Source organism: Mesorhizobium sp. CA16, from assembly GCF_020165175.1.
Lineage (GTDB): Bacteria > Pseudomonadota > Alphaproteobacteria > Rhizobiales > Rhizobiaceae > Mesorhizobium.
The window spans coordinates 129807-156769 of record NZ_JAIUHP010000006.1 but is presented as its reverse complement, the minus strand read 5'-3'; the positions used below and the strand labels follow the sequence as shown (position 1 = coordinate 156769).

The 26963-nt window shown below is 63.4% G+C and carries 21 protein-coding genes; 11 read left to right on the top strand and 10 right to left on the bottom strand.

All coding sequences use genetic code 11. The features are described 5' to 3' along the window. Positions 1-89: 89 nt before the first annotated feature. Positions 90-545: a nucleoside deaminase gene (locus tag LB525_RS11600; RefSeq protein WP_224544715.1), complete on the top strand. Its 456-nt coding sequence runs from the start codon at positions 90-92 to the stop codon at positions 543-545. 57 nt (positions 546-602) lie between these two features. Here the strand turns inward: LB525_RS11600 and LB525_RS11595 are convergent, their stop codons facing one another. From LB525_RS11595 to LB525_RS11580, 4 genes are all read right to left on the bottom strand, one after another. Continuing rightward, on the bottom strand, positions 603-1244 hold the full coding sequence (locus LB525_RS11595; RefSeq protein WP_411971021.1) for a hypothetical protein: 642 nt from the start codon (positions 1242-1244) through the stop codon (positions 603-605). A 224-nt stretch (positions 1245-1468) separates the two neighbouring features. Further along, positions 1469-4432, bottom strand: a complete 2964-nt coding sequence (gene ileS, locus LB525_RS11590; RefSeq protein ID WP_224544713.1) for an isoleucine--tRNA ligase — start codon at positions 4430-4432, stop codon at positions 1469-1471. A gap of 305 nt (positions 4433-4737) precedes the next feature. Further along, positions 4738-5535, bottom strand: a complete 798-nt coding sequence (locus LB525_RS11585) for a MipA/OmpV family protein (protein WP_224544712.1) — start codon at positions 5533-5535, stop codon at positions 4738-4740. A gap of 120 nt (positions 5536-5655) precedes the next feature. Next, complete coding sequence (locus tag LB525_RS11580; protein ID WP_411909048.1) at positions 5656-6738, bottom strand: glycosyltransferase family 4 protein; 1083 nt, start codon at positions 6736-6738, stop codon at positions 5656-5658. 192 nt (positions 6739-6930) lie between these two features. On the opposite strand from LB525_RS11580, the gene LB525_RS11575 reads away from it, so the two are divergent. The 4 genes from LB525_RS11575 (at position 6931) to LB525_RS11560 (ending at position 11175) form a co-directional block, all read left to right on the top strand. Then, a complete protein-coding gene (locus tag LB525_RS11575) occupies positions 6931-7932 on the top strand; it encodes a hypothetical protein (protein WP_224544711.1) in 1002 nt (333 codons plus the stop codon). A gap of 110 nt (positions 7933-8042) precedes the next feature. Next, entirely contained in the window at positions 8043-9008 is a 966-nt protein-coding gene (locus LB525_RS11570; protein WP_224544710.1) for a glycosyltransferase, read from the top strand. Next, a complete protein-coding gene (locus LB525_RS11565) occupies positions 9008-10435 on the top strand; it encodes a glycosyltransferase family 4 protein (RefSeq protein WP_224544709.1) in 1428 nt (475 codons plus the stop codon). Before LB525_RS11570 ends, LB525_RS11565 begins: the two co-directional genes overlap by 1 nt. A gap of 185 nt (positions 10436-10620) precedes the next feature. Then, positions 10621-11175, top strand: a complete 555-nt coding sequence (locus tag LB525_RS11560) for an HdeD family acid-resistance protein (protein ID WP_224544708.1) — start codon at positions 10621-10623, stop codon at positions 11173-11175. 159 nt (positions 11176-11334) lie between these two features. Here the strand turns inward: LB525_RS11560 and LB525_RS11555 are convergent, their stop codons facing one another. Continuing rightward, a complete protein-coding gene (locus LB525_RS11555; RefSeq protein ID WP_224544707.1) occupies positions 11335-12318 on the bottom strand; it encodes a bifunctional riboflavin kinase/FAD synthetase in 984 nt (327 codons plus the stop codon). Between the two features lie 32 nt (positions 12319-12350). After that, positions 12351-13211, bottom strand: coding sequence for a TIGR01459 family HAD-type hydrolase (locus tag LB525_RS11550; protein ID WP_224544706.1), 861 nt, complete (start codon positions 13209-13211; stop codon positions 12351-12353). 211 nt (positions 13212-13422) lie between these two features. Between LB525_RS11550 and LB525_RS11545 the strand changes: the two genes are divergently transcribed. The 3 genes from LB525_RS11545 (at position 13423) to LB525_RS11535 (ending at position 18503) form a co-directional block, all read left to right on the top strand. Beyond that, a complete protein-coding gene (locus tag LB525_RS11545; protein WP_224544705.1) occupies positions 13423-15393 on the top strand; it encodes a pilus assembly protein TadG-related protein in 1971 nt (656 codons plus the stop codon). A gap of 197 nt (positions 15394-15590) precedes the next feature. Next, on the top strand, positions 15591-17564 hold the full coding sequence (locus LB525_RS11540; RefSeq protein ID WP_224544704.1) for a TadE/TadG family type IV pilus assembly protein: 1974 nt from the start codon (positions 15591-15593) through the stop codon (positions 17562-17564). A gap of 306 nt (positions 17565-17870) precedes the next feature. Next, the gene (locus LB525_RS11535) at positions 17871-18503 is read left to right on the top strand and encodes a LysE family translocator (protein ID WP_224544703.1); all 633 of its coding nucleotides are present in this window, start codon (positions 17871-17873) and stop codon (positions 18501-18503) included. 159 nt (positions 18504-18662) lie between these two features. Here LB525_RS11535 and LB525_RS11530 read toward each other — a convergent pair whose 3' ends face one another. Then, the gene (locus LB525_RS11530; protein WP_095767874.1) at positions 18663-19487 is read right to left on the bottom strand and encodes a DUF2189 domain-containing protein; all 825 of its coding nucleotides are present in this window, start codon (positions 19485-19487) and stop codon (positions 18663-18665) included. A 168-nt stretch (positions 19488-19655) separates the two neighbouring features. Here LB525_RS11530 and LB525_RS11525 point away from each other — a divergent pair, with 168 nt between their 5' ends. Then, the gene (locus LB525_RS11525; protein WP_224544702.1) at positions 19656-20162 is read left to right on the top strand and encodes a CAP domain-containing protein; all 507 of its coding nucleotides are present in this window, start codon (positions 19656-19658) and stop codon (positions 20160-20162) included. A gap of 30 nt (positions 20163-20192) precedes the next feature. Here LB525_RS11525 and LB525_RS11520 read toward each other — a convergent pair whose 3' ends face one another. The 3 genes from LB525_RS11520 to LB525_RS11510 all read right to left on the bottom strand — a co-directional run bounded on the left by LB525_RS11520 (position 20193) and on the right by LB525_RS11510 (position 23778). Then, on the bottom strand, positions 20193-21725 hold the full coding sequence (locus LB525_RS11520; protein ID WP_224544701.1) for a DHA2 family efflux MFS transporter permease subunit: 1533 nt from the start codon (positions 21723-21725) through the stop codon (positions 20193-20195). A 383-nt stretch (positions 21726-22108) separates the two neighbouring features. Beyond that, complete coding sequence (locus tag LB525_RS11515) at positions 22109-23305, bottom strand: HlyD family secretion protein (protein ID WP_095767876.1); 1197 nt, start codon at positions 23303-23305, stop codon at positions 22109-22111. Beyond that, positions 23302-23778 carry a MarR family winged helix-turn-helix transcriptional regulator gene (locus tag LB525_RS11510; RefSeq protein WP_224544800.1) on the bottom strand — a complete coding sequence of 159 codons (477 nt, stop codon included), beginning with the start codon at positions 23776-23778 and terminating at the stop codon, positions 23302-23304. The genes LB525_RS11515 and LB525_RS11510 overlap by 4 nt, the downstream gene beginning before the upstream one ends. Positions 23779-24231: 453 nt before the next feature. Between LB525_RS11510 and LB525_RS11505 the strand changes: the two genes are divergently transcribed. Continuing rightward, the gene (locus LB525_RS11505; RefSeq protein ID WP_224544700.1) at positions 24232-25374 is read left to right on the top strand and encodes an efflux RND transporter periplasmic adaptor subunit; all 1143 of its coding nucleotides are present in this window, start codon (positions 24232-24234) and stop codon (positions 25372-25374) included. Further along, a complete protein-coding gene (locus tag LB525_RS11500; protein ID WP_224544699.1) occupies positions 25371-26957 on the top strand; it encodes an FAD-dependent monooxygenase in 1587 nt (528 codons plus the stop codon). The genes LB525_RS11505 and LB525_RS11500 overlap by 4 nt, the downstream gene beginning before the upstream one ends. Positions 26958-26963: the final 6 nt, after the last annotated feature.

Sequence of the window (26963 nt, the reverse complement as noted above, 5' to 3'; positions counted from 1 at the left end):
GCGGCAAAAACCGATTCCGGTTTTCAAGGTCTCGCGCTAGATAACAGGATCGCTGTCGGGTGGCGAGGAGTAATCGGAATGGAGACCGCTTGAAACGACCGGATTTCATGGCCCTGGCGCTTGAAGAGGCCGAAGCGGCCGCCGGCCGCGGCGAAGTGCCGGTCGGAGCCGTGATCGCGAATGGCGGCACGGTGGTCGCGAAAGCCGGCAACCGCACGCGCGAATTCTCGGACCCGACCGCGCATGCCGAGATGCTGGCGATCCGCGAGGCCTGCCGGAAGCTCGCAAGCGAGCGTCTCACCGGCCACGATCTCTATGTGACGCTGGAGCCCTGCGCGATGTGCGCCGGCGCGATCTCCTTCGCCCGGCTGCGGCGGCTCTATTTCGGCGCCGCCGACGAGAAAGGCGGCTCGGTGATCAACGGCGTGCGCTTCTTCGCTTCGCCCACCTGCCACCACACCCCGGACATCTATCCGGGAATGGGCGAGAGCGACGCCGCCCTCATACTCAAGGACTTTTTTCGCGAGAGACGGGATGGTGGGTGAAGTGGAGTGAGTAGTGAGTAGTGAGTAGTGAGTAGTGAGTAGGTGACTACTGACTATTCAGAGCCCCAGCCAGTCGAACCAGCCGCCCTTCTTGCCTTCGGCCTGCGCCTTGAGACGGCGCTCCTTCTTGTACTCGTCCTCGCCGAGCTCGTTCTGCGGCGCGGTGGCGGCCGCCTGGCGATAGGCAAGCGGCGGCTCGCTCAGATATTTGCGAGTGGTCGGATCGCCCTGCTTCTGTTCGGCCAGCCGGCGCTGAACCTCGGCGCGGCGCGTGGCGCTGGAATCATCCGGCGACCAGCGCGGCGGGTGGCTGGAACCCGAATCCGCCATCGCCTTCTTCACCGCTTCGGGATCGGTCTGGACATCCTCGGCCGCTTCAGGCTGGTAGTTCGGATCGTTCTGGTGCGCGGTGGCGTCGGCGCGGATGCGGGCGCGGCGCGCCTCCGGCGATTCGGGCCAGTCGGCGCTCGCCGTCTGGATGCTCTGCTGCGGCGCGGGCAAGCTTTCCTTCTGCCCAGGAGCTGGCTTCACCAGTTCAGGACGCGGCTTGTAGTCGATCGGATCGCGACGCTTCGGCGTGATCGCGGCAGCGCCGGAAACATCATCGAAGAGCTGCGCGGCAGCGGTCTTGCCGGTCCCGTAGGTGGGCGAGCTCACGCAGCCGGACATTGCGATGGCCGATACCACAAGCGGCACCATCAGCGCGGCGCGCGCAAACGTTCTGTCGGTCATGCCAAAAAGTCCCACTCTAACAGCCTTTCGGTCGCCACCGGCCAAGGGCACGGTCCCCTGCTTCCCCGCATTTGCGATGGAAATCCGGCGACAATTTGTCTGCCGGAGTGTCGCGTGTTTACCTCAACCGCTCGTCAAGGGCAACGCACGGGCGGGTTTCCGGCCACCCGGCGCGCTGCTTTTGCACCGGCTTATAGACGGCCAAGCGCCTTCAGCTCGTGCAGCACGGCCGCATCGCGGGCCGAAACGTCCGGGAATTCCGGGTCCTGGCCGACATCGGCGGTGTAGCGCCAGGAGCGCGCGCATTTGATCAGACCGCGATCCTCGGCTTTCTCCACCACCACCGCCACGCCCTTGACGTCGTCGAGCGTGAAGGCGCCTTCCGGGGCTTTGCCATGCTTGACGACGAGATCGCTGGTGATCGCCATCTCGGCCATGTCGACATCGGCGATCGCCGCCTCCAGCGCGGCGTCGTCGAGCGTCACCACCGGCACCGCTTCGAGCGACGAACCGATCAGCTTCTCGGCGCGCGCGATCTCCAGCGCGCCGGTGACGACACGGCGCACTTGCCTTACCTTGCGCCATTTCTCGGCTAGCGCCTCGTTGCGCCAGTTCTGCGGGATCGCCGGGAACTGATCGAGATGCACCGATACGGCTTGCGGATGGCGGTCGAGCCAGGCTTCCTCGGTGGTGAAGGGCAGCATCGGCGCCAGCCATTTCACCAGGCATTCGAAGAGGTGGCGCACCACCTGCACGGCCGCCTTGCGACGCAGGCTCGACGGCGCGTCGCAATAGAGCGCGTCCTTGCGGATGTCGAAATAGAAGGCCGAAAGCTCCACCACCATGAAGTCGAGCAGCGTGCGGGTGATGCGCTTGAACTCGAACGCGTCGTAGCCCTGGCGCACCACCTCGTCCAGCTCGGACAGCCGATGCAGCATCAGCCGTTCCAGTTCCGGCATCGCCTCGACCGGCACATCCTGGCCGTCGTCATGGGCGAGCGTGCCCAGCATCCAGCGGATGGTGTTCCTGAGCTTGCGGTAGGCGTCGATATTGGTCTGCAGCACGTTCTTGCCGAGGCGCTGGTCTTCCCAATAATCGGTCGTCACCACCCAGAGCCTCAGGATATCGGCGCCGGACTGTTTGATGACGTCCTGCGGCACGACAGTGTTGCCGAGCGACTTCGACATCTTGCGGCCTTCCTCGTCCATGGTGAAGCCATGGGTGATGACCGTGTCGTAAGGCGCCCTGCCCCTGGTGCCGCAGCTTTCGAGCAGCGAGGAATGGAACCAGCCGCGATGCTGATCCGAGCCCTCAAGATAGACGTCGGCCGGCCATTTGAGATCCGGACGGTCTTCCAGCGTGAAGACATGCGTCGAGCCGGAATCGAACCAGACGTCGAGGATGTCCATCACCTGGTGCCATTTCGAGGCATCGTGATTGCCGAGGAAGCGCGCCTTGGCGCCCTCGGCGAACCAGGCGTCGGCGCCTTCCTTCTCGAAAGCGTCCATGATGCGCCGGTTGACGGCCTCGTCCTTCAGCACATTGCCGTCCTCGTCGGCGAAGACGGCGATCGGCACGCCCCAGGCGCGCTGGCGCGACAGCACCCAATCCGGGCGCTCCTCGATCATGGCGCGGATGCGGTTCTGGCCCGCCGCCGGCACGAAGCGGGTGCCGTCGATCGCCTTCAGCGCGCGACCGCGCAGCGTCGTGCCGTCGCCAAGGTCCTTGTCCATATAGACGAACCATTGCGGCGTGTTGCGGAAGATGACCGGCTTCTTGGAGCGCCAGGAGTGCGGATAGCTGTGCTTCAGCCGGCCGCGCGCGAAGAGCGCGTTGCGCTTGATCAGCTCGTCGATGACCGCCTGATTGGCGTTGCCCTTCTTGCCGTTGTCATCGATGACGCGCGCCGCACCGCCCTCGCGCCCGGGGCCGAAGCCCGGCGCGTCCTTGGTGAAGAAGCCGGCATCGTCGACCGTGAAGGGGATCGCGGTATCGACGCCGCGCGCCCTCAGTTCGCTCGCGGCTTCCATCCAGGCGTCGAAATCCTCGCGGCCATGGCCGGGCGCGGTGTGCACGAAGCCGGTGCCGGCATCGGCGGTGACATGCTCGCCGGCAACCATCGGCACCGGGAATTCATAGCCGCCGCCGAGCCCTTTGAAAGGATGCGAAAGCGTAAGCTTCCCAAGCTGTTCGGCCGAGACGCTATGAAGCCTGTTGAACGTGACCTTGGCCTTGGCCGCACAGTCCTCGGCCAGCGCGTCGGCAAAAATCAGCTTCTCGCCGGGCTGCGGACCGAAGGCGTTCTCGGCCGCCGTCACCTCATAGAGGCCATAGGCGATGCGCGGCGAATAGCTCACGGCGCGGTTGCCGGGAATGGTCCAGGGCGTGGTCGTCCAGATGACGACATGCGCCTCGACCAGATCGAGCGCGGCCTCGTCCAGCGCCGGCGCGGCGCCGGCGACCGGCTGGGCAAGACTCGCGACGGGGAACTTCACCCAGATCGTGTCGCTCTCATAGTCCTGATACTCGACCTCGGCCTCGGCGAGCGCGGTACGCTCGACCACGCTCCACATCACCGGCTTCGAGCCACGGTAGAGCTGGCCGGACATGGCGAATTTCAGCAGTTCGCCGGCAATACGCGACTCGGCATGGTAAGCCATGGTCGTATAGGGATTGCCGAAATCGCCGATGACGCCGAGGCGCTGGAACTCGTCGCCCTGCACCTTGATCCAATGAGCGGCGAAGTCGCGGCATTCCTTGCGGAACTCGTTGACCGGCACCTCGTCCTTGTTCTTGCCCTTGGCGCGATACTGCTCCTCGATCTTCCATTCGATCGGCAGGCCGTGGCAGTCCCAACCCGGCACGTAGTTGGCGTCATAGCCGCGCATCTGGAAGGAGCGGTTGATGACGTCCTTGAGGATCTTGTTCAGCGCATGGCCGATATGGATGTTGCCGTTGGCGTAGGGCGGGCCGTCATGCAGCACGAATTTCTCGCGGCCGGCGGCCTCCTCGCGCAGCTTTCTGTAAAGGTCCATGTCCTGCCAGCGCTTGACCAGGCCAGGCTCCTTCTCGGGCAGGCCGGCGCGCATGGGGAAATCCGTCTGCGGCAAATAAAGCGTTTTGGAATAGTCGATCGTCTCAACAGTGTCGGTCATTGATCTGCCATCTCAGGGTACCCGACGACAAAAGCCGGGCGTTCAGGTCTTGCCTTGACGCATATCGTTTTCCCAAAAACGAAGCCACCTTTGGGCGATATGCGTTGATGTTCATGAAAAAACGCGAGGGGCGCGCGCGAAAACTCCCGGCGGCTCCAGCGGCGCTCAGGCCGCCCGGAACACCGGGCCCGTAATTCGTATCGCGATCGCGAAATGGCGCGAAAAGCTCGTCATGGCGTGGCTTTTAGCGGATGGCGCGGCAGGAATAAAGCGCGGATTTCAAGGCATGAGGCCGCTTTCGCGACCTACATCGTGAAATTGAAGCGGTAAGTGGTCGAGACACCGAACGTCCACTGGTTGCGGTCGCCCCGTTCTTTGACCAGGCTGGAATCGGCAGCCGGCCCCATCAGGCGCGAATATTCGGTGAAGACGCTCGCCGTCATCGGCTCGGTCACCTTCCAGGTGATCGCGCCGCCGAGGCCTGTCGACTTCACACCGCCGCCCGGATGGTACTCGCTCAAGCCCGAAGCCGCCGCCTCCTTGGCATTGACGCCGTAATAGGCGTCGAAATAGTCCGACGAGGCGAAGGAAACGCGCGGACCGCCGGAGATGCGAACGGTCGGCGTGATGTCGTAGAAGGCGTCGGCCGCGATATCGGCGACGAAGCCGTTGTGGGAGCGTATGCCATGCCGCAACTCGGCCCGCGCGCGCAGCCAGTCCAGCGGATAAAATTCGAAGAAGCCGCCCGCCTCGCCGCCGAAGCGCACCGGATCGAGCCCCTTGAGCTCATCCTTGCTCTCGCGCGAGAATATGAATTTGCCGGTCAAGCCGGCGCGAACGGAACCGTCATCGATCAGCGCCAGCGAGATGTTGTCGTTGCGCGAGGTGAAACGCGCCTCCGGACCGACCTTGCCGAGCGAAATGATCGGCTGGGCGCTGAGCATGTATTTCTTGCCGCCCTCGAAATTCGGCGCGACCAGCGCTGTGGCGCCGAGTGTCAGATACCAGTCGCCGGATATCCAGCTGCCCTCGCCAGCCTGGGCGGACGGCGCGGTGGACAGGCCCATGGCGACGGCCAGCGGAATCGTCCCGACAATACGCATCGTCACCCCTTACGCGAAACGCGCCGGCAGCACCACCTGCCAGCGCTCAAGCCATGCCGTGCGTTCGGTAAAATTTGACTTAAAGTCATGACGTCGGAACCAGCGGAATCGACGGACGAACTAGGCGACACGCCGGGTGCGGCGAGACGTCTCTATCAGATCGCAGGCCGCTTCCAGTCCGCCGGTAAGCGGATTTGATGCCCCGTAGGCAAGAGCCGCCTTGTGCCATTGCGCGGGGACCGCCGGGTTGCCGGCCTTCAGGATTGCCTGCCGCCAGATTTCAGGATCGTCGCGGTTGGCCACAACCAGCCCCGCTCCGCTGGCTTCGACATATTTTGCATATCCGCAGGCGTCCGATGCGATGACGGGCAAGCCGTTTGCGAGTGCCTCGAGGATCACCGTGCCTGTATTTTCAAGGCGAGCCGGATGCAGCATGAAATCGCTTGCAACCACAATCGCCGGAATGTCTTCCTGGATGCCCAGCAGGGTAACCCGTTCCGACATGCCGGATTTGGCAATCAGGGCGCGAAGTCGCGTTTCTTCCTCGCTGCCTTTTCGAAGACCGGCGATCAGCCAATGGATATCCGGGAACGGCTGCAGGCCCTTTACCGCCCGATCGAGACCCTTCACCTTCAATCTGTTGGCGATGGTCAAGGCAATGACGGATTTGCGGGGAAGCCCAAAACGATCGCGGATCTCATTGCGGTCGACAGTGAGCAGTTCCGGTCTGCGGCGTTTCGGATCGAGCGTCGGGCCGACGACGTGAATGCGCGATTCCTCGGTTCGCCAGAAGTCTCGGTAAAGCGCTGCCTGGTTTTCGCTGAGCGCAATGATCTGCACGGTGTTGCCAGGGGCAAAGATCATCGATTCGAGATTCTGCTGGCGCATGAAGCGGGGCGAAAACGGCCGCCACCATCCGAGCTTCGACACAAAATAGGGCGGATCGCCGGCATAGTAGATGTCCAGACCCGCCATCTTGTTGAAACCGACCACGCAGTCGAAGTCGCGCCTGGCCGTCAGCACCGACCTTCCCAGCGCATATTCGGTGCCCGGATTGGAGAGAACCCTTGCCGGCTGGATTTTTATCGTAGCCGAACTCTCGACATGACCGACCTGGCGCGTCGTCAGGATCGTCACGCTGTGGCCGCGCCCGACCAATCGGTCGCTGATATTGAGACAATCCCTCTGCAGACCCCCATTCATGAAGAGGGTAGAGATTGCGCAGCAGATTCTCATCGCGTTTTCCGGAGCGCCACCCCACCCCCAAGTCAGATCGGAGAGAGACCCCGGGTGCGCCCCAGACTTCCCCATTCAAACAAACACGCCGGGCGCTCAAATGTTGGTCGTGTTGAAAAGACGCATATGCTGTATATAGCCCGTTATCAAGAGACCTGGATGCTGTTGCATTCGAGCTTTTTCAAAAAACTCAATTGGAGCGCGCATGAAAATTCCACGGGGCGATCGTGGCTGCCAAGCCGGGTCCGACTGAAAGCCGCGGCGGCCGTGCCAAAGGCCCTGCGCGAATATGACTTGCGGCAATGGCTGAGGCTGCAGCCGCTGCTGCATGCCGTCAAGAGTGCCCGTTACCGGAAAATCGACCGAAGGTTTCTGCGTCAGCCGCTCAAGAATGGCGACATCCAAGGGATCCGTGCCGCCGCCCGCGATCGCCATGTCCTGATTACCGTCGCTTTCGGCGATGCTCAGTGCCTGGAATTGCAGTTGCGGCTGACGAGACGATTCGTTCGCCATGATCTCCACATCGTTGCCGACAACAGCATCAGCGAAGCTTCCGCACGCGACAACAGGCAGGTATGCGCAACCCACGGCGCCGCGCATGTCAGGCTGCCGACCAATCCGTGGACCGCAAGAAGCCCGAGCCGGTCCCATGGCGCGGCGCTCAACTGGATGTGGCACAATATTCTGAAGCCTGCCGCGCCGGCCGCGTTCGGATTCCTGGACCAGGATCTTTTCCCGACGCAGCCATGCGACCCTTTCGAGCCTCTTGAAGTTGCGCCGTTTCACGGCGACCTCCGCAGGGCAGGCTCGCGATGGTATTTGTGGGCTGGCTATTGCTTCTTCCGATTCGACGCCGTCGGCCGCAAGCCTCTCGATTTTGGGCTCGACTGGTTCGCCGGCCTCGACACCGGCGGAGCCAACTGGGAGGCGCTCTATCGGTATGTGGATCCGAGCACAGTTCCGCAACGGCCGATAACCGCATTCGTGGCCTTGCCTGGGGTTGAGCTCAGACGGGCCTATTGCGAATGGCGGGGAAGCTGGCTTCATGAAGTCGGCCTCGATGGCGACCTCTCGTTGAAGGCGAAAAAGCGTGAGGCGGTGCTGCGGCTGCTCGCGCCCGCACTTGAGGTTCCGCTCGGATCGGCGCGACAAGGAAATTGACGGTCGACAGACCGAGGAAACTTTGGAATTGGAATTTTGAAGCCAGGCTGCCGACATCCGAGAATTCAACGGCCATTCGGTCGCGACCAATCATCGCAAGGAAAGTTCCATTGCCGACAGTAAGCGTCATCATTCCGGTGCGAGACGGCGCGCAATATGTCGGCGAGGCCCTGCAAAGCATCCTGGACCAGGATCTGGCGGATATCGAAATCATCGTTGTCGACGACGGATCTTGCGACGACAGCGCCGCGATCGCGACATCGATCGGCAACCGTGATGGCCGCGTCAAAGTTGTCGCCAACCACGGGAAGGGGATCGTCGATGCGCTGAACATGGGGATTTCGCTCGCGCGGGCCCCTCTTGCCGCGCGCATGGATTGCGACGATATCTCGCTATCCGACAGGTTGCGCCTGCAGGTGGCGTGTTTCCAGGCCGACGCCGATTTGCAGTTGCTCGGCACGGCGGGATTGCAGATCGACCGGGACGGAAACCCGTTGGGGCCGATAGACGTTCCGGCCGGCAACGACCAGTTGCGGGACGCGCTTGCCAGGTACAATCCGATGCTTCATCCGACGGTGATGTTCCGGACCGAGGCCGTCCGGCGCGCGGGAGGGTACCGTCGGGCGTTCACCTATGCCGAGGACTACGATCTTTGGCTGCGGCTTTCCGAGACCGGAAAACTGGCCAACATGGATGCGCGGCTCGTGAAGCTGAGATCGCATCCGGGACAGGTATCGCGCATGAAGCAGGACCAGCAGAAGGCGGCAGCGGCCTTGGCCAGGCAGTCGGCGCTGCTGCGTCGCAATCGCGCCGAGCCGTTCGACGCCAACGGCCAACCCGCCCAGGCCATCGCGAGCTTTCTGGCATCGCGCGCCGCCACAGGAGCCGGCATCTCCAGCCTGGAAAGACGCGACATCGAGTTGCTGTTGCGAACCGCGGGCATACCCATGGCCGTCACTTGCAAGCTGCTGTTCCTGGCGGCTGTCGGCGCCCCTTCCTTCAGGACGCTTGCGCTGGGACCTCGACTGGCCTGGCGCAGGATGATCGCGCGCCCTGCAAGAATTCGGCCCAGCTGATGCGGCTTGTCGTCGATCTCTCCAGCATGATGCGCTGGCTCGGCCCCCCGGTCGGCCTGGTCCGCGTGCAACGCCACTACGCAGCCGCGGCGGCCGCATTCAAGGCCTCCGAGGTGGCATTCACGGTGTTCGACCCGATCGAGCGGGTGCTTAGACAGGTTTCGCCGACCATGGCGGCGGAGATCATCGCCGGCAACATTTCGTGCGACATGAGCTTTTACCCAGACCCTGCCCGCTTCAAGATACGTTTTTACGATCGCTGGCCGAACTGGGCCCGGCGGTCGCTGATGGCGATCATCAGACCGCGCCGGATCCTGATAATGGAAATCGGCGCGTTCGGCCGACGCAATCCCGGCAGCCCTTTGCTTCGTTTCCTCGAGCGGATCGAAAACCGGCTGATGAAGGAAACCGAGCGGCGGCAAGTCGCTGGCGTGGGCGGTTCACGCGCCCGGATCGTCCCGCTCAGGACCGTGGCCGGCAACAAATACGACCTTTCGCCCGGCGACCATCTGCTCTTGATGAACAACGACTGGGCGCACACCGATATCGAGGTCATTTCGCGTGAGGCGCGCTTGGCCGGCGCAAAGCTGATCGTGCTGTTGAACGACATCATTCCGATCCAGTTTCCCGAATGGTACAAGCCGCACGACGTCAAGAGATTCACGGATTATGTGGATCTGGCGATGAGGCTGGCAGACCGTTTCATCCTGACTTCGAGGCGCGTCACCACCGATGTCGTGGAATACGCCGCCAAGCGCGGCATCCACCTGCCGCAGCTGGAGCATGTCCCTCTCGGCTGCGACAGTGCCCGCAAATCGAAGGCGGACGGCCGCCTGCCGGATGGGCTCGAGACGGATCGCTACGTCGTCTTCGTTTCCACCATCGAACCGCGCAAGAACCATTCGCTGCTCATGGATGTCTGGACGCGCCTCGTCCTGGACGGAACAGTCGCGCGTAGCGGCATGAAGCTGGTTTTCGTCGGCCGCAGCGGCTGGATGGTCGATGGCATCCTGGCCAAGCTTCACGGCCACCCTGCCTACGGCAAGAGCCTCGTTCATCTCGACAACGTCGATGACGGTACGCTGTCCCTTCTTTACCGCAACAGCGCGTTCTGCGTGTACCCGTCGCTCTATGAGGGATATGGGCTGCCGCCCGTCGAGGCGCTGGCCTACGGCAAGGCGCTGATCGCCTCGACGGGCGGAGCCATTGCCGAAGTGGTCGGTTCGTCGGGACTCTGCCTTGATCCGCTCGACGTCGAAGCATGGGAAAACGCGATGCGGGAGTGGATCACTTCGCCCGCGGCCCGTGCTCCGTACGAAGCGAAGGCCATAGATTTCGTGGCGCGAAGCTGGGGGCAGGCCGGCCGGGAGACGCTGGAGGCGACGCTGGCGCCCTTCCCGGACGAAATCCAGCCGCCGCCAGGTTGACGATCTCTGCACGCCCGCCGATCGCGGTCATCCGGCCGACGCCGGCCAAGTCGGTTCGTCGGCAAATGGCGGCCTGACGAAGGCGGCGCTTCGCACGCGCCGCGCTGCTCGCTGGACGCTCAAGTTCATCGGGACTACCTTCCTTTCACCCGCAAGCGGCGCGGCGACATCGGAGGGAAAAGATCATGACCTTGCAAGGCGATGCTCTGAAAGACGCGATCGGCCAGACGCGGGACAAATGGGGATGGTTTGTGGCGCTCGGCGTGTTGCTGCTGATCTTCGGCGGCATCGCTTTCGGCAATCTGTTCATCGCCACCGTCGCTTCCGTCTATGTCGTCGGCTGGCTGATGCTGATGGCAGGTGTCATCGAGATCATCCACGCCTTCGGGGTCAAGACCTGGGGACGTTTCTTCTACTGGCTGCTGAGCGGCCTGCTCTACGCCGTTGCCGGCTTCTTCGCCTTCGACAACCCGTTGCTTGCCTCGGCGGTGCTGACGCTGCTATTGGCCATCGCGCTCGTCGCTTCGGGGCTTTTGCGGTCCTGGGTGGCCTTCCATCATCGGCCGCAGCAAGGCTGGGGATGGCTGCTGGCCGCTGGCATCATCACCATTCTGCTCGGCCTGATGATCGCCATGGGCTGGCCGGTGAACAGTCTTTGGGTGCTTGGCATCTTCCTGGCGATCGACCTGGTGTTCCAGGGATGGAGCTTCATCGCCATCGGGCTGGCGCTGAAGCGGTAGGCCGCAAGCGGCGATCCAGGGTGTGTTGAGATTCAGGTCAGGCCGAGCCGAGAACGGCGGTTTCCGAGAACCGGAGCGGAGCGTACTTCTCGTACGTGAGCACCGGAAGCATAGGAAACCGTCGTTCGGAGGCCGGCATCACCTGAATATCAACGCAGCCTAGAACGCGATTTCGGCGTCCAGTTGCGAAAGCGGGCGCACGCCCTTGAGCAGCGCTCTCGCCTCGGCCTCGTCTTGTTTCATCTGCGCCACCAGCGCGTCGAGACCATCGAATTTGAGCTCCGGGCGCAGGAAGCCGAAGAACGACACCCGGCAGGTCTCGCCATAGAGATCGCCGGAAAAATCGAAGACGTAGGTTTCGAGCAGCGGCGCGCCATTGTCGTCGACAGTGGGACGCCGGCCGAAGCTGGCGACCCCGTCATGAAGCGCGCCGTCGGCGCGACGGAAGCGGACGGCATAAATCCCTTCCTTCATGGCCGCTTCCGGCGAAAGCCGCATATTGGCGGTCGGGAAGCCAAGGGTGCGGCCAAGCCGCTGGCCGCCGATCACCTCGGTCTCGACGGTGAAACGGTAGCCGAGCAGGCCGGCGGCCTCCTCCACCTTGCCTTCGGCGAGCAGGTCCCGGATGCGGCTCGACGAAACCACCTCCGCGCCTTCATCGCGGAAGGCGTCGACCAGCGTCACGCCGAAGCCGTGCCGTTCGCCGGCCGCCATCAGAAAGGCCGGCCCGCCCTGGCGGTCCTTACCGAAATGGAAGTCGAAACCGGTGACGGCGTGGCGGATGCCGAGGTTCTTCTCCAGCACATCGGTCACGAAAGCCTCGGGCGAGAGCGAGGCAAAATCGCGCGTGAAGGGCTGCTCGACCAAAGCGGCAAAGCCAAGCCCGGCGAGCAGCCGCGCCTTCATCGGCGGCGGCGTCAACACGAAGAGCGGCACCTGTGGCCGGAACACCTTGCGCGGGTGCGGCTCGAAGGTGAGCACCAAAGCGGGCACGCCATTGCGGGTTGCTTCGCTCAGCGCGCGCTCCAGGACGGACTGATGGCCGCGATGGACACCGTCGAAATTACCGATCGCCACGACGCCGCCGCGCAGATGCGCGGGCAGCGGCGCAACCGCCGAAAGACGTTGGAAGGCTTGATTCATGTCGAGGCGCCCGTCATGGCCAGACCACCAACCTATTGCAGACGCGCAATGACGGCGACCGGCCGGTAGCCGTGCTTTTCAAGGAAGCCGGCCAGCCTTTCAGGATCGGGGCGGAGCGGATCGCCATAGTCGCGAGCGTGGATGCCGCCCGAGACATAGAGCACGTCAAAGCCGTTGTCGGCCGCGCCCTTGACGTCGGTCATCATCCCGTCGCCGATGGCGAGAACCTCGCTGCGCTCGACGGCGCGGCCAAGAAGGCCGGCGACCTCCTTCATGGCGACATCATAGATCGGCGCGAAGGGCTTGCCGGCAATCAACGTACGGCCACCCAGCTGCGCGTAATCTCGCGCGAGCGCGCCGGCGCACCAGATGGTGCGCTCGCCGCGCTCCACCAGGATATCCGGATTGGCGCAAATGAACGGCAGATTGCGGGCACGCAGCCGCTGTAGCATTTCCGCATAGTCGGCGGGCTTCTCGACCTCGTCGTCATAGAGGCCGGTGCAGACGATGCCGGAGGCCTCGAATTCCTCGACGAGATCGACGTCGAGCCCATCATAAAGGGTGAAATCGCGCTCGGGACCGATGTGAAAGATCTTCCTCGGTCCTTCAGCGATCAGGTCGCGGGTCACGTCGCCCGAAGTGACGACGTGGTCAAAGGCGTCGGCAGGCACGCCGATCACCTTCATCTGGGCGACGACGTCGGCGCTGCGACGCGGCGAATTGGTGATGAGCACGACAGGCACATTGGCCGCGCGCGCCCTTGCAAGCGCCGCGGCAGCGGCCGGAAAGTGCCATTCGCCATTGTGCACGACGCCCCATACGTCGCACAGTATGGCGGCGTAGCGCCCCGCAAGATCGTCGAGCGAAGCGATGATGTCAGGCGAATCCGCCATGCCGTGTCCCTGATTTCGATCCTGACAAGACCGCGACAGCCATTCTTCAGTTCAGAGGACGCCACGGCCGATCCCGCATAACCGAAGCGCTTCATCCTGTCACCAGCTTTCCGGCATCGGCCTCCGACGGCGCGTCGGTGCACAGGGTTAATGCCCTGTCAAATGACCGTGCGGTCTTGACGCTTCCGAGGGAGCTAAAATTTAACGATTCATGGATCATGCTAAACGAGAAACTATAGGATCCTGGCGGGGGCTAAGGGCATTGATCCGCAAATTCCTACGCGACAGACGAGGCAACTATGCCTTGATGACGGCCGTCACCATGATACCGCTGATGGGCGGAGTGGCGCTTGCGGTCGACTATACCGAGCTCATAAGGGAGCGGCAGGAGACGCTGAACGCGCTGGACGCCGCCGGCATCGCGACGGCACAGCAGATCGTCGCCGGCGCCACCGACGCCGAGGCCAAAGCCTATGCCAAGACATTTTTCGAGGCCAATCTGAGGCACGTCCTTCCGGCGAACACCACGCTGACGGTCACCTTGCCCAACAACAATGCGGGCGGCGGCACGCTGGTGCTCGAGGCGGCCTTGAAGTACCAGCCCTACTTCCTGCCGGCCGCGGTCGCATTGCTTGGCGGAACGCCGGGTGAGACGAACGTCAACTTCTCGGCCAGATCTGAAATCCGCCTCAAGAACACGCTGGAAGTGTCGCTGGTGCTCGATAATTCCGGTTCGATGACGGAGCTAGGCAAAAACACAAACAAGGTGAGATTCGACCTGCTGAAAGCGGCTTCCAAACAACTGGTCGACCAACTCGCCGGCCAGGCGCAGATGATGAGGCAGATCGCCAATCCAGTGCAGTTTAGCCTCGTGCCGTTCGCCGCTTCGGTTAATGTCGGCCCCGCCTACCAGGGCGCGGCATGGCTTGATCCGTCTGGTATTTCACCCATCCAGCATGAGAATTTCAACTGGGCTACAATGACCAAGGCACTCAATGCCAACAGGTGGGCGGAGCAGGTTGGCGGCGTTTGGTATGCGCGCGGTTCGCAATGGGGGACACAGCAAGACCTGCCGCTAACGCGCTTTTCAGTGTTCGATCAGATGACGCGCGTTACCGCATGCAGTCCAAAGGATTTGAGCGGCAACTGCATGGCTAACGCGACAATGACCTATGGCAAAGTCGCGAGTTGGGGAGGGTGTGTCGAGGCGCGACCTTATCCCTACAACATCAACGATGCCCCCGCCACGTCGGCAACACCGGCCACGATGTTCGTGCCGATGTTCGCACCGGATGAGCCTGGCAACCAGTGGACGCTTTCAAACGGTTACGTCAAAACCTTCGGCATGATCAACAGCTGGTGGGATGACAAGGATGCGACCACCTCCACCGGCCAGGCCGCACAATTGGCCAGGCAGAAGAACATGACGAAGTACTTCGCCCCGGCCCCGCTTAACAAAGCTCCCTTGCCTGCGCCAATCGACGGCGGACCGAACTATAGCTGCACCACAACGGCGATCACCCCGCTCACGGACGTCTCGAACGCAACCGGCTTGACCACTGTCAAAAACGCCATCGACGCCATGGTCGCAGTCGGCGCTACCAATGTAACCGAAGGCATGGCCTGGGGCTGGAGAACCCTGTCCAGCACAGCTCCCTTTACCGGGGGCCGACCCGAAACGGAAAAGGGCAACGATAAGGTCGTGATCGTCCTCACCGACGGAGCCAACACCTATTACACACCGGGTTTTTTCCGCGCCAACGACTATCCCCTGAACAGGTCGAGCTATTCCGCGTATGGCTACACGGGCGTCGGCTACAACGGCACCAGCACCACCCGCATGTACATGAACACCGATGCAAACTTTGATAGGACGACATACACGGAAGCGAACTACACCAAGGCGATGAGCGAGCATCTGGCAACGCTGTGCGACAACGCCAAGGCGGCCAACATCACCGTCATGACCATCGCGCTCGACCTCGATTCCGCCAACACGGCCGAGGCGGCGCAGATGGCAGCGCTGAAGACCTGCTCGTCGGATTCGCGCTATGCCAAGGATCCAGACGACCCGACCGGCAAGACGCCGAAGAAACTGTTCTGGAATTCGACCGGCGACTCGCTCTCGAAAGACTTCCGGGAAATCGGCAACGAATTGTCGAATCTGCGCATCGTCAGCTAATCGGCACGACAATCGATCGACGACGCCCGCCCTCCAGGCGGGCGTTTCCATCGTGCGGCGCACCATCGGAAATGATTTGGTTAGCGGCTGGTGAAGCCGCCGTTAAGCAATCGAGCGGTTTGCCAAACCGGTCCTTCAGCGTTTTGTGGAAATGTGGCCCGACAGAGAATCCGCCGGCGGGGGGCCGCTCGAGAAAAATGCGCAAATTCTGGCATCAATTCTGCCGTGACCGCCGCGGCAACTATGCGCTCATGACCGCAATCGCCATGGTACCGCTGATGGGAGCAGTGGCGATGGCCGTCGATTTCAGCGAGCTCAACCGCCAGAAGCAGATGGTGCTCAACGCGCTCGATGCCGCCAATTTCGCCGCGGCGCGGCGGCTTGCCGAAGGCGCCACGGACGACCAGATCAGAGCCTATGCGGTCGACTTCTTCAACGCCAATCTGAACAACATCGACCCCGCCGACATCTCGCTCAACATCACGCTGCCCACCAGCCAGGCCGGCGGCGGTCTGCTCACGATGAGCGCGACGCTGAACTACCACCCTTACTTCTACCCGTCCTCCTCGCTGCTCGTCGGCGCATCCACTGTCGATGCGAACAAGTCGATCAACCTCGCCATGGACTCCCAGGTGCGGCTGAAGAACACGCTGGAAGTGGCGATGGTGCTCGACAATTCGGGCTCCATGACAACACCGGGCACAGGCACGGGACAAAAGCGCATCGACCTGCTCAAGCAGGCGGCCAAGCAGCTCGTCGACACGCTGGGGCAGCAGGCGGCGCAGATCAAGCAGATCGACAAGCCGGTCCAGTTCAGCCTCGTGCCGTTCGCGGCGTCGGTCAATGTCGGGCCGAACAACGACAACGCCTCCTGGATGGACACCTACGGGCTGTCGCCGATCGCCAACGAGAATTTCGATTGGTCGACGCTGAACGCTCCCGCCAAATACGCTCAGAAAATCAACGGCATTTGGTATAAAAAAGGTACCGGTTGGGGCTCGGAGGAAGGGCAGATACTGACCCGTTTCGAGCTCTATCGGGATATGAAGGTCGTCACCAGCCACGAACGCATCGCCGGCAGCAAGCGCGTCGTCTGCGACGAATATCGCGACAACCATACCTGCGAGCGCAGCCACAACGAATATGATTACAACGACACCTATGGCCCGTTCGCCAGTTGGCAGGGTTGCGTGGAAGTGCGGCCCTATCCCTACAATGTCAACGACACGCCGGCCTCCGGCGGGCCCAACAACACGGGCATCGGCGTCGGCGATCCGGCGACCATGTTCGTGCCGATGTTCGCGCCCGACGAGCCCGGCAACCATTGGTATGTCACACAGGATCCTGACGAACCGAGGCCGGTGACCTATGGCGCCGCCAACAGCTGGTGGAACGACGATCCGTCGAGCACCACCGGCAAGACCAGGCAGTCCAATATGGCCAAATACTTCATGCCACGGCCGATCAATGCTCCGGTATTGAGCTCGGGCGCCGGGCCGAATTACAGCTGCACCACCACACCGATCACGCCGCTCACCGATGTCACCCAAACAGATGGGCTTGCCGCCATCAAGGCGGCGATCGACCTGATGCAGCCCAACGGCAACACCAATGTGCCCGAAGGCATGGCCTGGGGCTGGCGCACGGTTTCGAGCGCCGAACCCTTCACCGAAGGCCGTCCGGAATCCGAGCGCGGCAACGACAAGGTCGTCATCGTGCTCACCGACGGCGAGAACACCTATTCGACGGTCAGTTCCGATCCGGCCGGCAACAAGTCGACCTATGCCGCCTACGGCTACACCGGCGTCGGCTATAACGGCACATCGGTCACCCGCCTGTTCGGCGGCACGTCGAGCGCCATCGGCCAGTTCAACTATTCGTCGAGCAACTACACCGCGGCGATGAACGAGCAGATGGCGAAGCTGTGCGACAATGCCAAGGCGGCCAACATCATGGTGATGACGGTGGCGCTCGACATGTCGTCTATCAGTTCAAGCGACCAGAAGGCGATGGCCGCGCTGAAGGCCTGCTCTTCCGATTCCCGCTTCCGCAAGGATCCGACCGATCCCAGCAAACCGGCCAAGCTGTTCTGGAACGCCACCGGCGCAACGCTCTCCGACAACTTCAAGGAGATTGCCAACGAGTTGTCGAATTTGCGCGTGGTTGGGTAAGGGGGGCCGGCGCTGAAGCTGCCAATCTCCCCCTTTGCGGGGGAGATGCCTGGCAAGGCAGAGGGGGGTGCTGTCCCGCCGGCCTCTCCAGCCAGCCTATACATCGTCTATGCCTTGGCCCAGTTGGCAAGGGGTAGGCGTTCCTTCGCACCCCCTCTGTCCTGCCGGACATCTCCCCCGCAAGGGGGGAGATCAGCAGCTGCGGCGCTTTCGCCGATTTTCGAGCACTGGCGCAAAAGCCCGGGCGATCATGCTCTTGCCGTTGGCGGACGTCAGTGGTCAGTGTCTTCGCTCTTGGAGACTCCGATGCCCGACGCCGCCAATCATCTCACTTTCGCGCTGATCTGCCTCGGCATGGTGCTCACGCCTGGGCCAAACATGATCTACCTGATCTCGCGCTCGCTGTCGCAAGGGCCGAAAGCCGGGCTGATCTCGCTCGGCGGCGTGGCGCTGGGCTTCCTGTTTTATGTGGTCTCGGCAGCCTTCGGCATCACGGCGCTCATCTTCGCCGTGCCATACGCTTACGACGCGCTTCGCTTCGCCGGCGCGCTCTATCTATTGTGGCTCGCCTGGCAGGCGCTGAAGCCCGGCGGGCGCTCGCCCTTCCAGGTCCGCGAGTTGCCGAGGGACAGGCCGCGCAAGCTCTTCGTCATGGGGCTGATGACCAACCTGCTCAATCCGAAAGTGGCCGTGCTCTACCTGTCGCTGCTGCCGCAGTTCATCAATCCGGCCAACGGTCATGTTCTATCGCAGCTTCTGGTGCTCGGCGTGACGCAGATCTCGATCAGCCTCACCGTCAACGCCATCATTGCGGTGACGGCCGGCTCGATCGCGAATTTCCTCGCCGGACGGCCGTTCTGGCTGGTCGTGCAGCGCTGGATAATGGGCACGGTGCTGACCGTCCTGGCCTTGAAGATGGCGACCGAGGCGCAGCGCTAGGGCACATTGATATTCAGGTGAGACCGGCCTGCGAATGACGGCTGTCTGCGCTTCCGGTGCTCGCGTACGCCAGTACGCTCCGCTCCGGTTCTCGACAGCCATCATTCTCGACTCGGCCTGACCTGAATCTCAACGCACCCTAAGGGCGAGCCATCAGATCTACATCGGCCGGCGTACAGGCCGGATCTGCTCCGGCTCGACCACCTTGCGGTAGAGATGCCAGGTCGCGTGGCCGAGGATCGGCATGACGACGGCAAGCCCGGCAAACAGCGGGATCGAGCCGACCACCAGCAACACGGCGACCGTAAGCCCCCAAAGCGCCATCGTCAGCGGATTGGCCATGACGGCACGGGCCGAGGTTTCAATTGCCGAGACGGCGCCGACATCGCGGTCAAGCAGCAGCGGAAAGGCAATGACGGTGGTGGCCAAAACGACGGCGGCGAAAACGAAACCGACGGCGTTGCCGACGAGGATCAACGTCCAGCCCCTGCCGGTCGTCAGCACATCGCGCAAAAAGGCGCCGACCGAAGCGGGCGGCTCGGCGCCGAACAGGCTGGTGTAGAGCGACTGCGCGGCGAACAGCCACAACAGGAACAGCGCGAAGAGCAGGACGCCGATGACCGCGATCGACGGCAGCGCCGGCGAATGGCGCACGTCGAGCGCATGATGCCAGCGGCTGCTCATGCCGAGCTCGCGCCGGCGGCTGATCTCATATAGGCCAATGGCCGCGAAGGGCCCGATCAGCGCGAAGCCCGACATCAGCGGATAGACGAGTTGGATGGCGTTGGAGCCGGAGCTCCACCGCGTCAGGATCAGGCCGACGATCGGATAGATCAGGCACAGGAACACATAATGCGACGGCTTGGCCCAGAAATCCTCGGCGCCGAGCCTCAACGCATCCCAGAGATCCGACGTGGTGATGTGGCGCACCGTGGGCTGCACATGCATCCCGCGCGCGTCCGCCATGACATGAAAACCAGCCATAACCGTCCTCCGTTTTATACCGGGGGCGGTCACCGCCTGGGTGGCCGCCCGTGGCTGCCACTTTCAAGAACGCCGGGATGATAACCGATCTTCCGGGGAATGTCGCGCTTCATGCGATTTTCATCGCCCTGCCCGGCAAAAGCCACGATCGCCGGTATCAGAGGCCGCATGACCAACTCGATCACCACCTCCCCCGATTTCAACCGCCGCACGTTGCTCGCGGCCGCCGGCCTAGTGGCGCTTGCCGGCATAGCCGCCTGCAGCACCGTCTCCGTGCCGACCGGCGAAGGCGCCGGCGTCTCTTCGTCCGCGACAGCGACGTTGGCCAGTATCCGCAGCTCCGCCGGTCTGCCGACGCTGACGCCGGACGCGCAGCTCGAACAGGCGGCGCTGCAGCAGGCCGGCTATATGGCCTCGCGCGAGCGCATGAGCCACACCACTGGCTGGGGCAAGGATTTCGCCTCGCGCATGAAGGACAATGGCGTGCGGGGTGCTGCGGCCGAAAACATCGCCGAGGGCCGCTTCGACCTTGAGAAGCTGTTCGACATCTGGATGCATTCGGCCGGCCACCGCCGCAACATGCTCGATCAGGATTTCAGCCGCTTCGGGCTGGCTTACGTGCGCGACGGCCGCGATCCGGCTTTGCGCTATTGGGCGCTGGTGCTGGGCCGCTGAAAAGGCGGCCGGCTGAGAGCAGCGACTTTATCAATCCATATGCGCGGCCGGCGCCCCGCCCGCCGGTGCCGCTTTTGGCTTGCGCAGCAGAATGACGAAAGGAATGGCGGCCAGCGTCATCACCATCAGGATCTTGAAGTCGTTGATATAGGAAATCATCATCGCCTGGGCATTCACCGCGCGGTCGACCTGCGAAAGTGCTACGGGATCGCCGGCGGCGGCCGCCGGAGAAGCGGCCCACAGATTCGGGTTGTACGGATTGATGAAGGCCGACAGCTCGGTGTGGTTGACCTGGGTGTTGCGCACCATCAGCGCCGCGACCACCGATACGCCGATGGAGGAGCCCAGATTGCGCACCAGGCTGAACAGCGAGGTGGCGTCGGTGCGGTAGCGCGCGTCGAGCGTGGCGAAGGCGACCGTCGACAGCGGCACGAACACCATGCCCATGCCGAGACCCTGGATGACGCCCGAGGAGATGATCAGCCAATTGTCCATCTGCGGCGTGAAGCTCGCCATCGTGTAGAGCGACTGCGCGGTGAGCAGGAAGCCGATGGCGACGAGGATCCTGGCATCGATCCTGTGCATGATGCGGCCGACGACCAGCATCGAAATCATCGTGCCGATGCCGCGCGGACCCAGCACGACGCCGATGGTCACGGTCGGATAGCCGAAGATGTTGGCCAGCATCGGCGGCAACAGCGACATCGAGGCCAGTATCAGTACGCCCATGACGAAGATGAAGCCCAGCCCGGTCACGAAATTGCGGTCGAGGAATATCTTCGGATCGATGAAGGGATGCTCGGCCGTCACCGTGTGGATGATGAACACCCAGAAGCCGGTGAGCGACAGCGCGAGCTCGATCCAGATTTCGGCCGAGTTGAACCAGTCGACCTCGCCGCCGCGGTCGAGCAGAAGCTGCAGCGCGCCGACACCGAGCGACAGCATGGCGAAGCCGAAGAAGTCGAAGCCGCGCACGCGCTTGGCGATGACCGGCAGGTAGGCGGCCATGCCGAGGAAGGCGAGAATGCCGACCGGCAGGTTGATGAAGAACACCCAGCGCCAGTTGAAGTTTTCCGTCAGCCAGCCGCCGAGCGTCGGCCCCAGGATCGGCCCGAGCATGATGCCGGCGCCCCAGATCGCCATTGCCTGGCCATGGCGCTCCTTCGGGTTGATGTCGAGCAGGAAGGTCTGCGACAGCGGCACGATGGCCGCGCCGAACACGCCCTGCAGCAGGCGGAAGAGCACTATGGTCTCGAGGCTCCAGGCAAGACCGCAGAGCATGGAGAAGATGGTGAAGCCGACGACGGCGGTGAGGAACAGCTCCTTGCGGCCGAGCCTGTCGGCGAGCCAGCCGGTAACCGGCGTCATGATCGCCGCCGCCACGATATAGGAGGTCAGCACCCAGTTGATGTTGTCGGGCGAGGCGCCGAGGTCGCCGGTCATGGTCGGCAGCGCGACGTTGGCGATCGTGGTATCGAGCGCCTGCATGATCGTCGCCAGCATCAGCGCGACTGTGATCAGTCCGCGGTGCGGCACTTCCTTGAAAGGTTCGGGCGTGCTCATGATGCTGAACTTCCAGCAGGTAACAAAAACATATACGTTAGAGCATGATGCCGAAGTATCCTGCTCTATCTCCTTGATTTAGAGGCGGGTTCAGATTTCAGGTCGAACAGGCCCGAAATCATCCGGCTCTAGGTTTCCGGGCGGCAAGCCTTCGTTGAGAGACCTTCATCGCGGTGGGACGCGACTATCGATGTGGGGGTTACATCGACTGAAAGTCTCTGTTGGAGCGGATGCCTGCCGCCCGGAAACCTGAGGACCAACGGGTCCGTGGCCGGGCCTCAGCTTTCGAACGAGCCGCCATGCGGCTTGCCTAGCTGATCCTTGCCACGTCTCCACCGGACCAATCCCCTCAATGCCCGACGGATCGCGACGGGCTCGCTGTCTTACCGCGCCTGCTCCCCTGCCGTGGCGTGACCGAAGATCGACGGCAGGCCGCGCGCCACACCGGTGTCGACGGTGACGGTGGCGCTCATGCCGGTGCGCAACGCCATCTTGGCGTCGGGGTCGGTCAATTCCAGGCGCACGGGAATGCGCTGCGTGACCTTGACCCAGTTGCCGGTGGCGTTTTGCGCGGGCAGCAGCGAAAACTCCGCGCCCGTCCCGGCGCCGATGGCTTTCACGGTCGCCTCGAAGGTGCGGCCCGGATAGGTGTCGACGACGATCTCGGCCTTCTGGCCCGGCTTCATGTTGGTGAGCTGGGTCTCCTTGAAATTGGCGTCGATCCAGGTGTCGCCCGTCTCGACCAAGGCGAACAGCGGCGTGCCGACGCCGACATACTGGCCGACCTTGAACGACGCGGCCTGGTAGACGATGCCGTCCGCCGGCGCCTTGACCGTCGTCTGCGCCAGATCGTAGGCGGCCTTGTCGCGCGCAGCGAGCGCCGCCATCACGGTCGGATGCTTGTCGGTCTCGATATCCGGATTGCCACCGAGCGCTGCCTTGGCGCTGACGATGCCCTGCTGTGCGACGGCGAGCTGCTGCTTGGCCTTGTCGAGGTCGTTGCGGGCCTCGTCCAGCGACGACTTGGCGTTGATGCCTTTCTGCGCGAGATCGGCGGCGCGGCCATATTGCGACTGCGCATAGTCGACCTCGCTGGAGGCGGACTTTTCCTGCGCCATCGCCTGGCTGTAAGCGGCGCGCAGCTGCTCGACATTGAGGCGCGCGGCGGCGACCGCCGCATCGGCCTGGGCGAGCGCAATCTTGTAAGGCTCGGGGTCGATGACGAAGAGAAGGTCGCCCTGCTTGACCAGCTGGTTGTCGGCTATGCCGACCTGCACGATACGGCCGGCCGTGTCGGAGGCGACCGAAATCCTGGCCTGCTGCAGGTTGGCGTTCTCGGTTTCCTGATAGCGGCCGCCCGTGATCCAGACATACGCGCCGCCGGCAAGCAGGGCCAGCGGCAGGGCGACCATCAACAGGAAGCGCCCGGGGCGGCGCTTCTTCTTCGGCGCCGGAGCGAGCCGCGGCTCGGCAGCCGCCGCAACCGGAGCGGCCGCCGGCTGGGCCGGCGCTTCCGCGACCGGCTGGGCCGGCGCAAGCTTGGTGACGTTGTCGTCTTCTATCTTGGCTGCCGCGTTCATGCTGCTGCCCCTTCCGTATTCTTCATCTTTTCCAGGGACGTCTCGGCGTCCGTCAAATTCTGCACGATGGCGTCCAGCACTCGGATCAGGACGCGGCGTTCTTCCGCCGACACGCCGGTCAGCGATTCCTCATAGACCTCGCCGGCAAGGCTCTTGACGTCGGCATAGGCCGCGTTCGCCTTCTCGGTCGGAAAGATCATGCGCACGCGCCGGTCGGTCGCGTCCTGGCGGCGCTCGATCCAGCCGCCCTCCTCCATGCGGTCGACCAGGCGCGAAACGCTGATCGGCTCGATTTCGAGGAGCTCGGCAAGCCGCGCCTGCGCGACGCCCGCCTCCTTGGCAACGCGCACGAGCAGGCGCCATTGCGCCGAGGAAAGACCCAACCCACTGGCGCGCGCCTCGAAACGCTTGCGTATCAGGCGCTGCACGTCGTGGATCAAAAATCCTAATCTGTCGATGCCGTCGGAAACCATGAGCGACATATATAATAAGCGTGCTTACTATTCAAGGGGCCGCTTTGTTCCAGAAGCCAGCAAATCGACGTTGCAGCAAGGCAAGCTCCCTTACGGTTAGCGATCGATGAACGTGCAGGGGTCGGTGCCGGTAGGCCCATCCCAAGGCCAAGAGATCATGGCCGGTTGCGCATCAGCATGGTGACGACGAAGAAGGCGCCGAGCGCGCTCGTGATGATGCCGATCGAAGGGCGCCATACATTTGGAGCGCCGACGTCAATCCTTTCGAGCCTGTCTCTCGGACAAACATCGGAAAATTTTCAGAAACCGTTCGGGATTTCCCGGGCCGGAAACCGCAAGAAGATCGGGCTGGCGAAAGACAGGCCACAACGCCCGATCCCTTCTCCAGCCGACATATATTTCCCGGTCGCCGCATCCTCCCTGCGCGACCGCAACATTGGGCATGGAGACAACATGATTGCCGCACTCTTCCGCAACAAGCCGCTGAGGCGCCGCCTCATCGCGACCTCGATCGCCGTTCTTGCCTGCGGCGCCGCAATGGTCTGGCATGGCGCCAAAGGCGAGGCCTCGAGCGTCAAGCCCGCGACGCCTGAGACGAAGCTCGTCAAGGCGATAGCGGTCGCCCCGATGCTCGGCGCGGACACCCGCACCGCCGTCGGCGAGATCCGTCCGAGGCTCGAAAGCGACCTCGGCTTTCGTTTATCCGGCAAGCTCATCGAACGCATCGCCGAGATCGGCGCGATGGTGAAGAAGGGCGACGTGCTCGCCCGCATCGACGATCAGGACTGTCGCAACCGGCTCGCCAGCGCCGAGGCCGATGTCGCGGCGGCGCGGGCCGTACTTGTCGAGGCAAATGCCGCCGAGGCGCGCATCGGCGCGCTGCTCGCCAAGGGTTTTACGACGCGGGCCAATTATGACGCGACGCTGAAGAACCTGCGCTCGGCGCAAGCCAAGCTCAAATCGGCGACCATTGCCTCCGATATGGCCAAGGACCAGCTCGGCTATACCGAGCTGCATGCGGAATTCGACGGCATCGTCACCGCCGCCGGCGCCGAAGCCGGCCAGTCAGTCAATGTCGGACAGATGGTGGTGCGCGTCGCCGATCCGGACAGCCGCGACGCCGTGTTCTCGATCGCGGAAGCCGCCTTCGCCAACGCTCCCGACACCAAGCGGCCGCCGCAGGTGACCGTTTCTCTACTCAGCAATCCGGCGATCACGGCCGTCGGCACCATCCGCGAGATCGCGCCGATGGCCGATGCCGCGACCCGCACTTTCCAGGTGAAGGTCTCGATCGACAATGCACCCGACGAGATGCGTTTCGGCGCAAGCGTCGCCGGCCGCGCCGAGATGGGTGGTGGCGCGCCGGTCATGGTGCTGCCGGGCAGCGCGCTCTTCGACAAGGACGGCAAGCCGGCAGTCTGGGTTGTCACCTCTTCGTCCGCTGTCGAACTCAAGCCCATCACGGTCGCCCGCTATGAGACCGACCGCGTGGTGGTCAGCAACGGGCTCGCCAAGGGCGATATGGTCGTCACCGCCGGCGTGAACCGGCTGCGGGAGCACGAAAAAGTTCGTATCATCGAGGGAGAAGGAAAATGACCATGTCCAAGGCAAAGGTCCTCATCGCCGGTGCCGGCCCGACAGGGTTGACGCTCGCGCTGTGGCTGACCAGGCTCGGCGTGCCAGTGCGCATCTTCGACAAGGCCGCCGCTCCCGGCGAAACCTCGCGGGCGCTGGCCGTCCAGGCGCGCACGCTGGAGTTCCACCGCCAGATCGGCATCGTCGACGACGTGCTGGCGGCAGGCGTGAAGCTCGAGCGGCTTACCGTGCACACGCCGGCCGGCGTCGCCGCCAGGCTGCCGCTGTCGGATTTCGGCCGCGGCATCAGCCCTTACTCCTTCGCCTTCGCGCTGCCGCAGGACATCCACGAGCGCGTGCTGATCACGCATCTGGAGCGCGCCGGCGTCGAGATCGAGCGCAATACGGAGCTCGTCGCTTTCCAGGACAAGGGCGAGGCGGTCATCGCCACGCTGAGCAGGAATGGCCGGATCGAGACCGTCAGCACCGCCTATCTCGCAGGCTGCGACGGCGCCCGCAGCGCGGTGCGCCACGGGCTGGACATCGGCTTCCCCGGTGGCACCTACGAGCAGTCCTTCTACGTCGCAGACGTGAAAGGTAGCGGCGATATCACCCGCAACGGCATGGACACGACGATCAGCACCTACGGCTTCGCAATCGTCATGCCGGTGCGCCAGTCCGGTTCGGTCCGGCTGATTGGCATCGTGCCGAAGGCGCATGAAGCCGACGAGACGATCAGCTTCGAGGCGATCCGCGCCGATGTCGAGCGCGACACCGGCGTCAAGGTCGACGAAGTCAACTGGTTCTCGACCTACCGCGTCCATCACCGGGTCGCCGAGCGCTTCCGCGTCGGCCGCGTCTTCCTCGCCGGCGATGCCGGCCACATCCACAGCCCGGCCGGCGGCCAGGGCATGAACACCGGCATGGGCGATGCGGTGAATCTCGCCTGGAAGCTCGCGGCGGTCGTACAGGGCCGGGCCGATGCGCGCCTGCTCAACAGTTACGAACCGGAACGCATTGCCTTCGCGCACAAGCTGATCGAGAGCACCGACACCGCTTTCCGTTTCATTACCAGCCGCTCGCGGCTCGTCGGCCTGTTCCGGCGCTACCTGATGCCGAAGATCCTGAACATCGCCCTGCACACCTCGATCGGCTCGCGCGCCTTCTTCGGCGTGATCTCGCAGGCGGCGATCCAGTATCGCGCCGGGCCGATCAGCTCGGGGGTGGCGGGCAAGGTCAGCGGCGGCGATCGCCTGCCTTATGTCGCTTGCAACATCATGGGCGCGGGCGGCGACAATTTCGAGCCGCTGCGGTCGCTCGACTGGCAGATCCATGTTTATGGCGAGGTCAATTGCGATTTCCGGGCGATGCTCGCACCGACAGGAATTGCAGTGCATGCCTTCGCTTGGACCGACGCAGCCGGGAAAGCCGGGCTACAGCGCGACGCAGCCTATCTGGTGAGGCCGGACGGCCATGTCGCGCTCGCCTCGCCGGTTCAGGAAGCCGCCGTTTTCCAGCGCTATCTCGCCGGCCTCGCCATCCGACCGAGGGCCGCCGAACGCGCGCCCTACCGTGTGCCGGGCACCATGCACAGCCTGGCCTGAATTGCG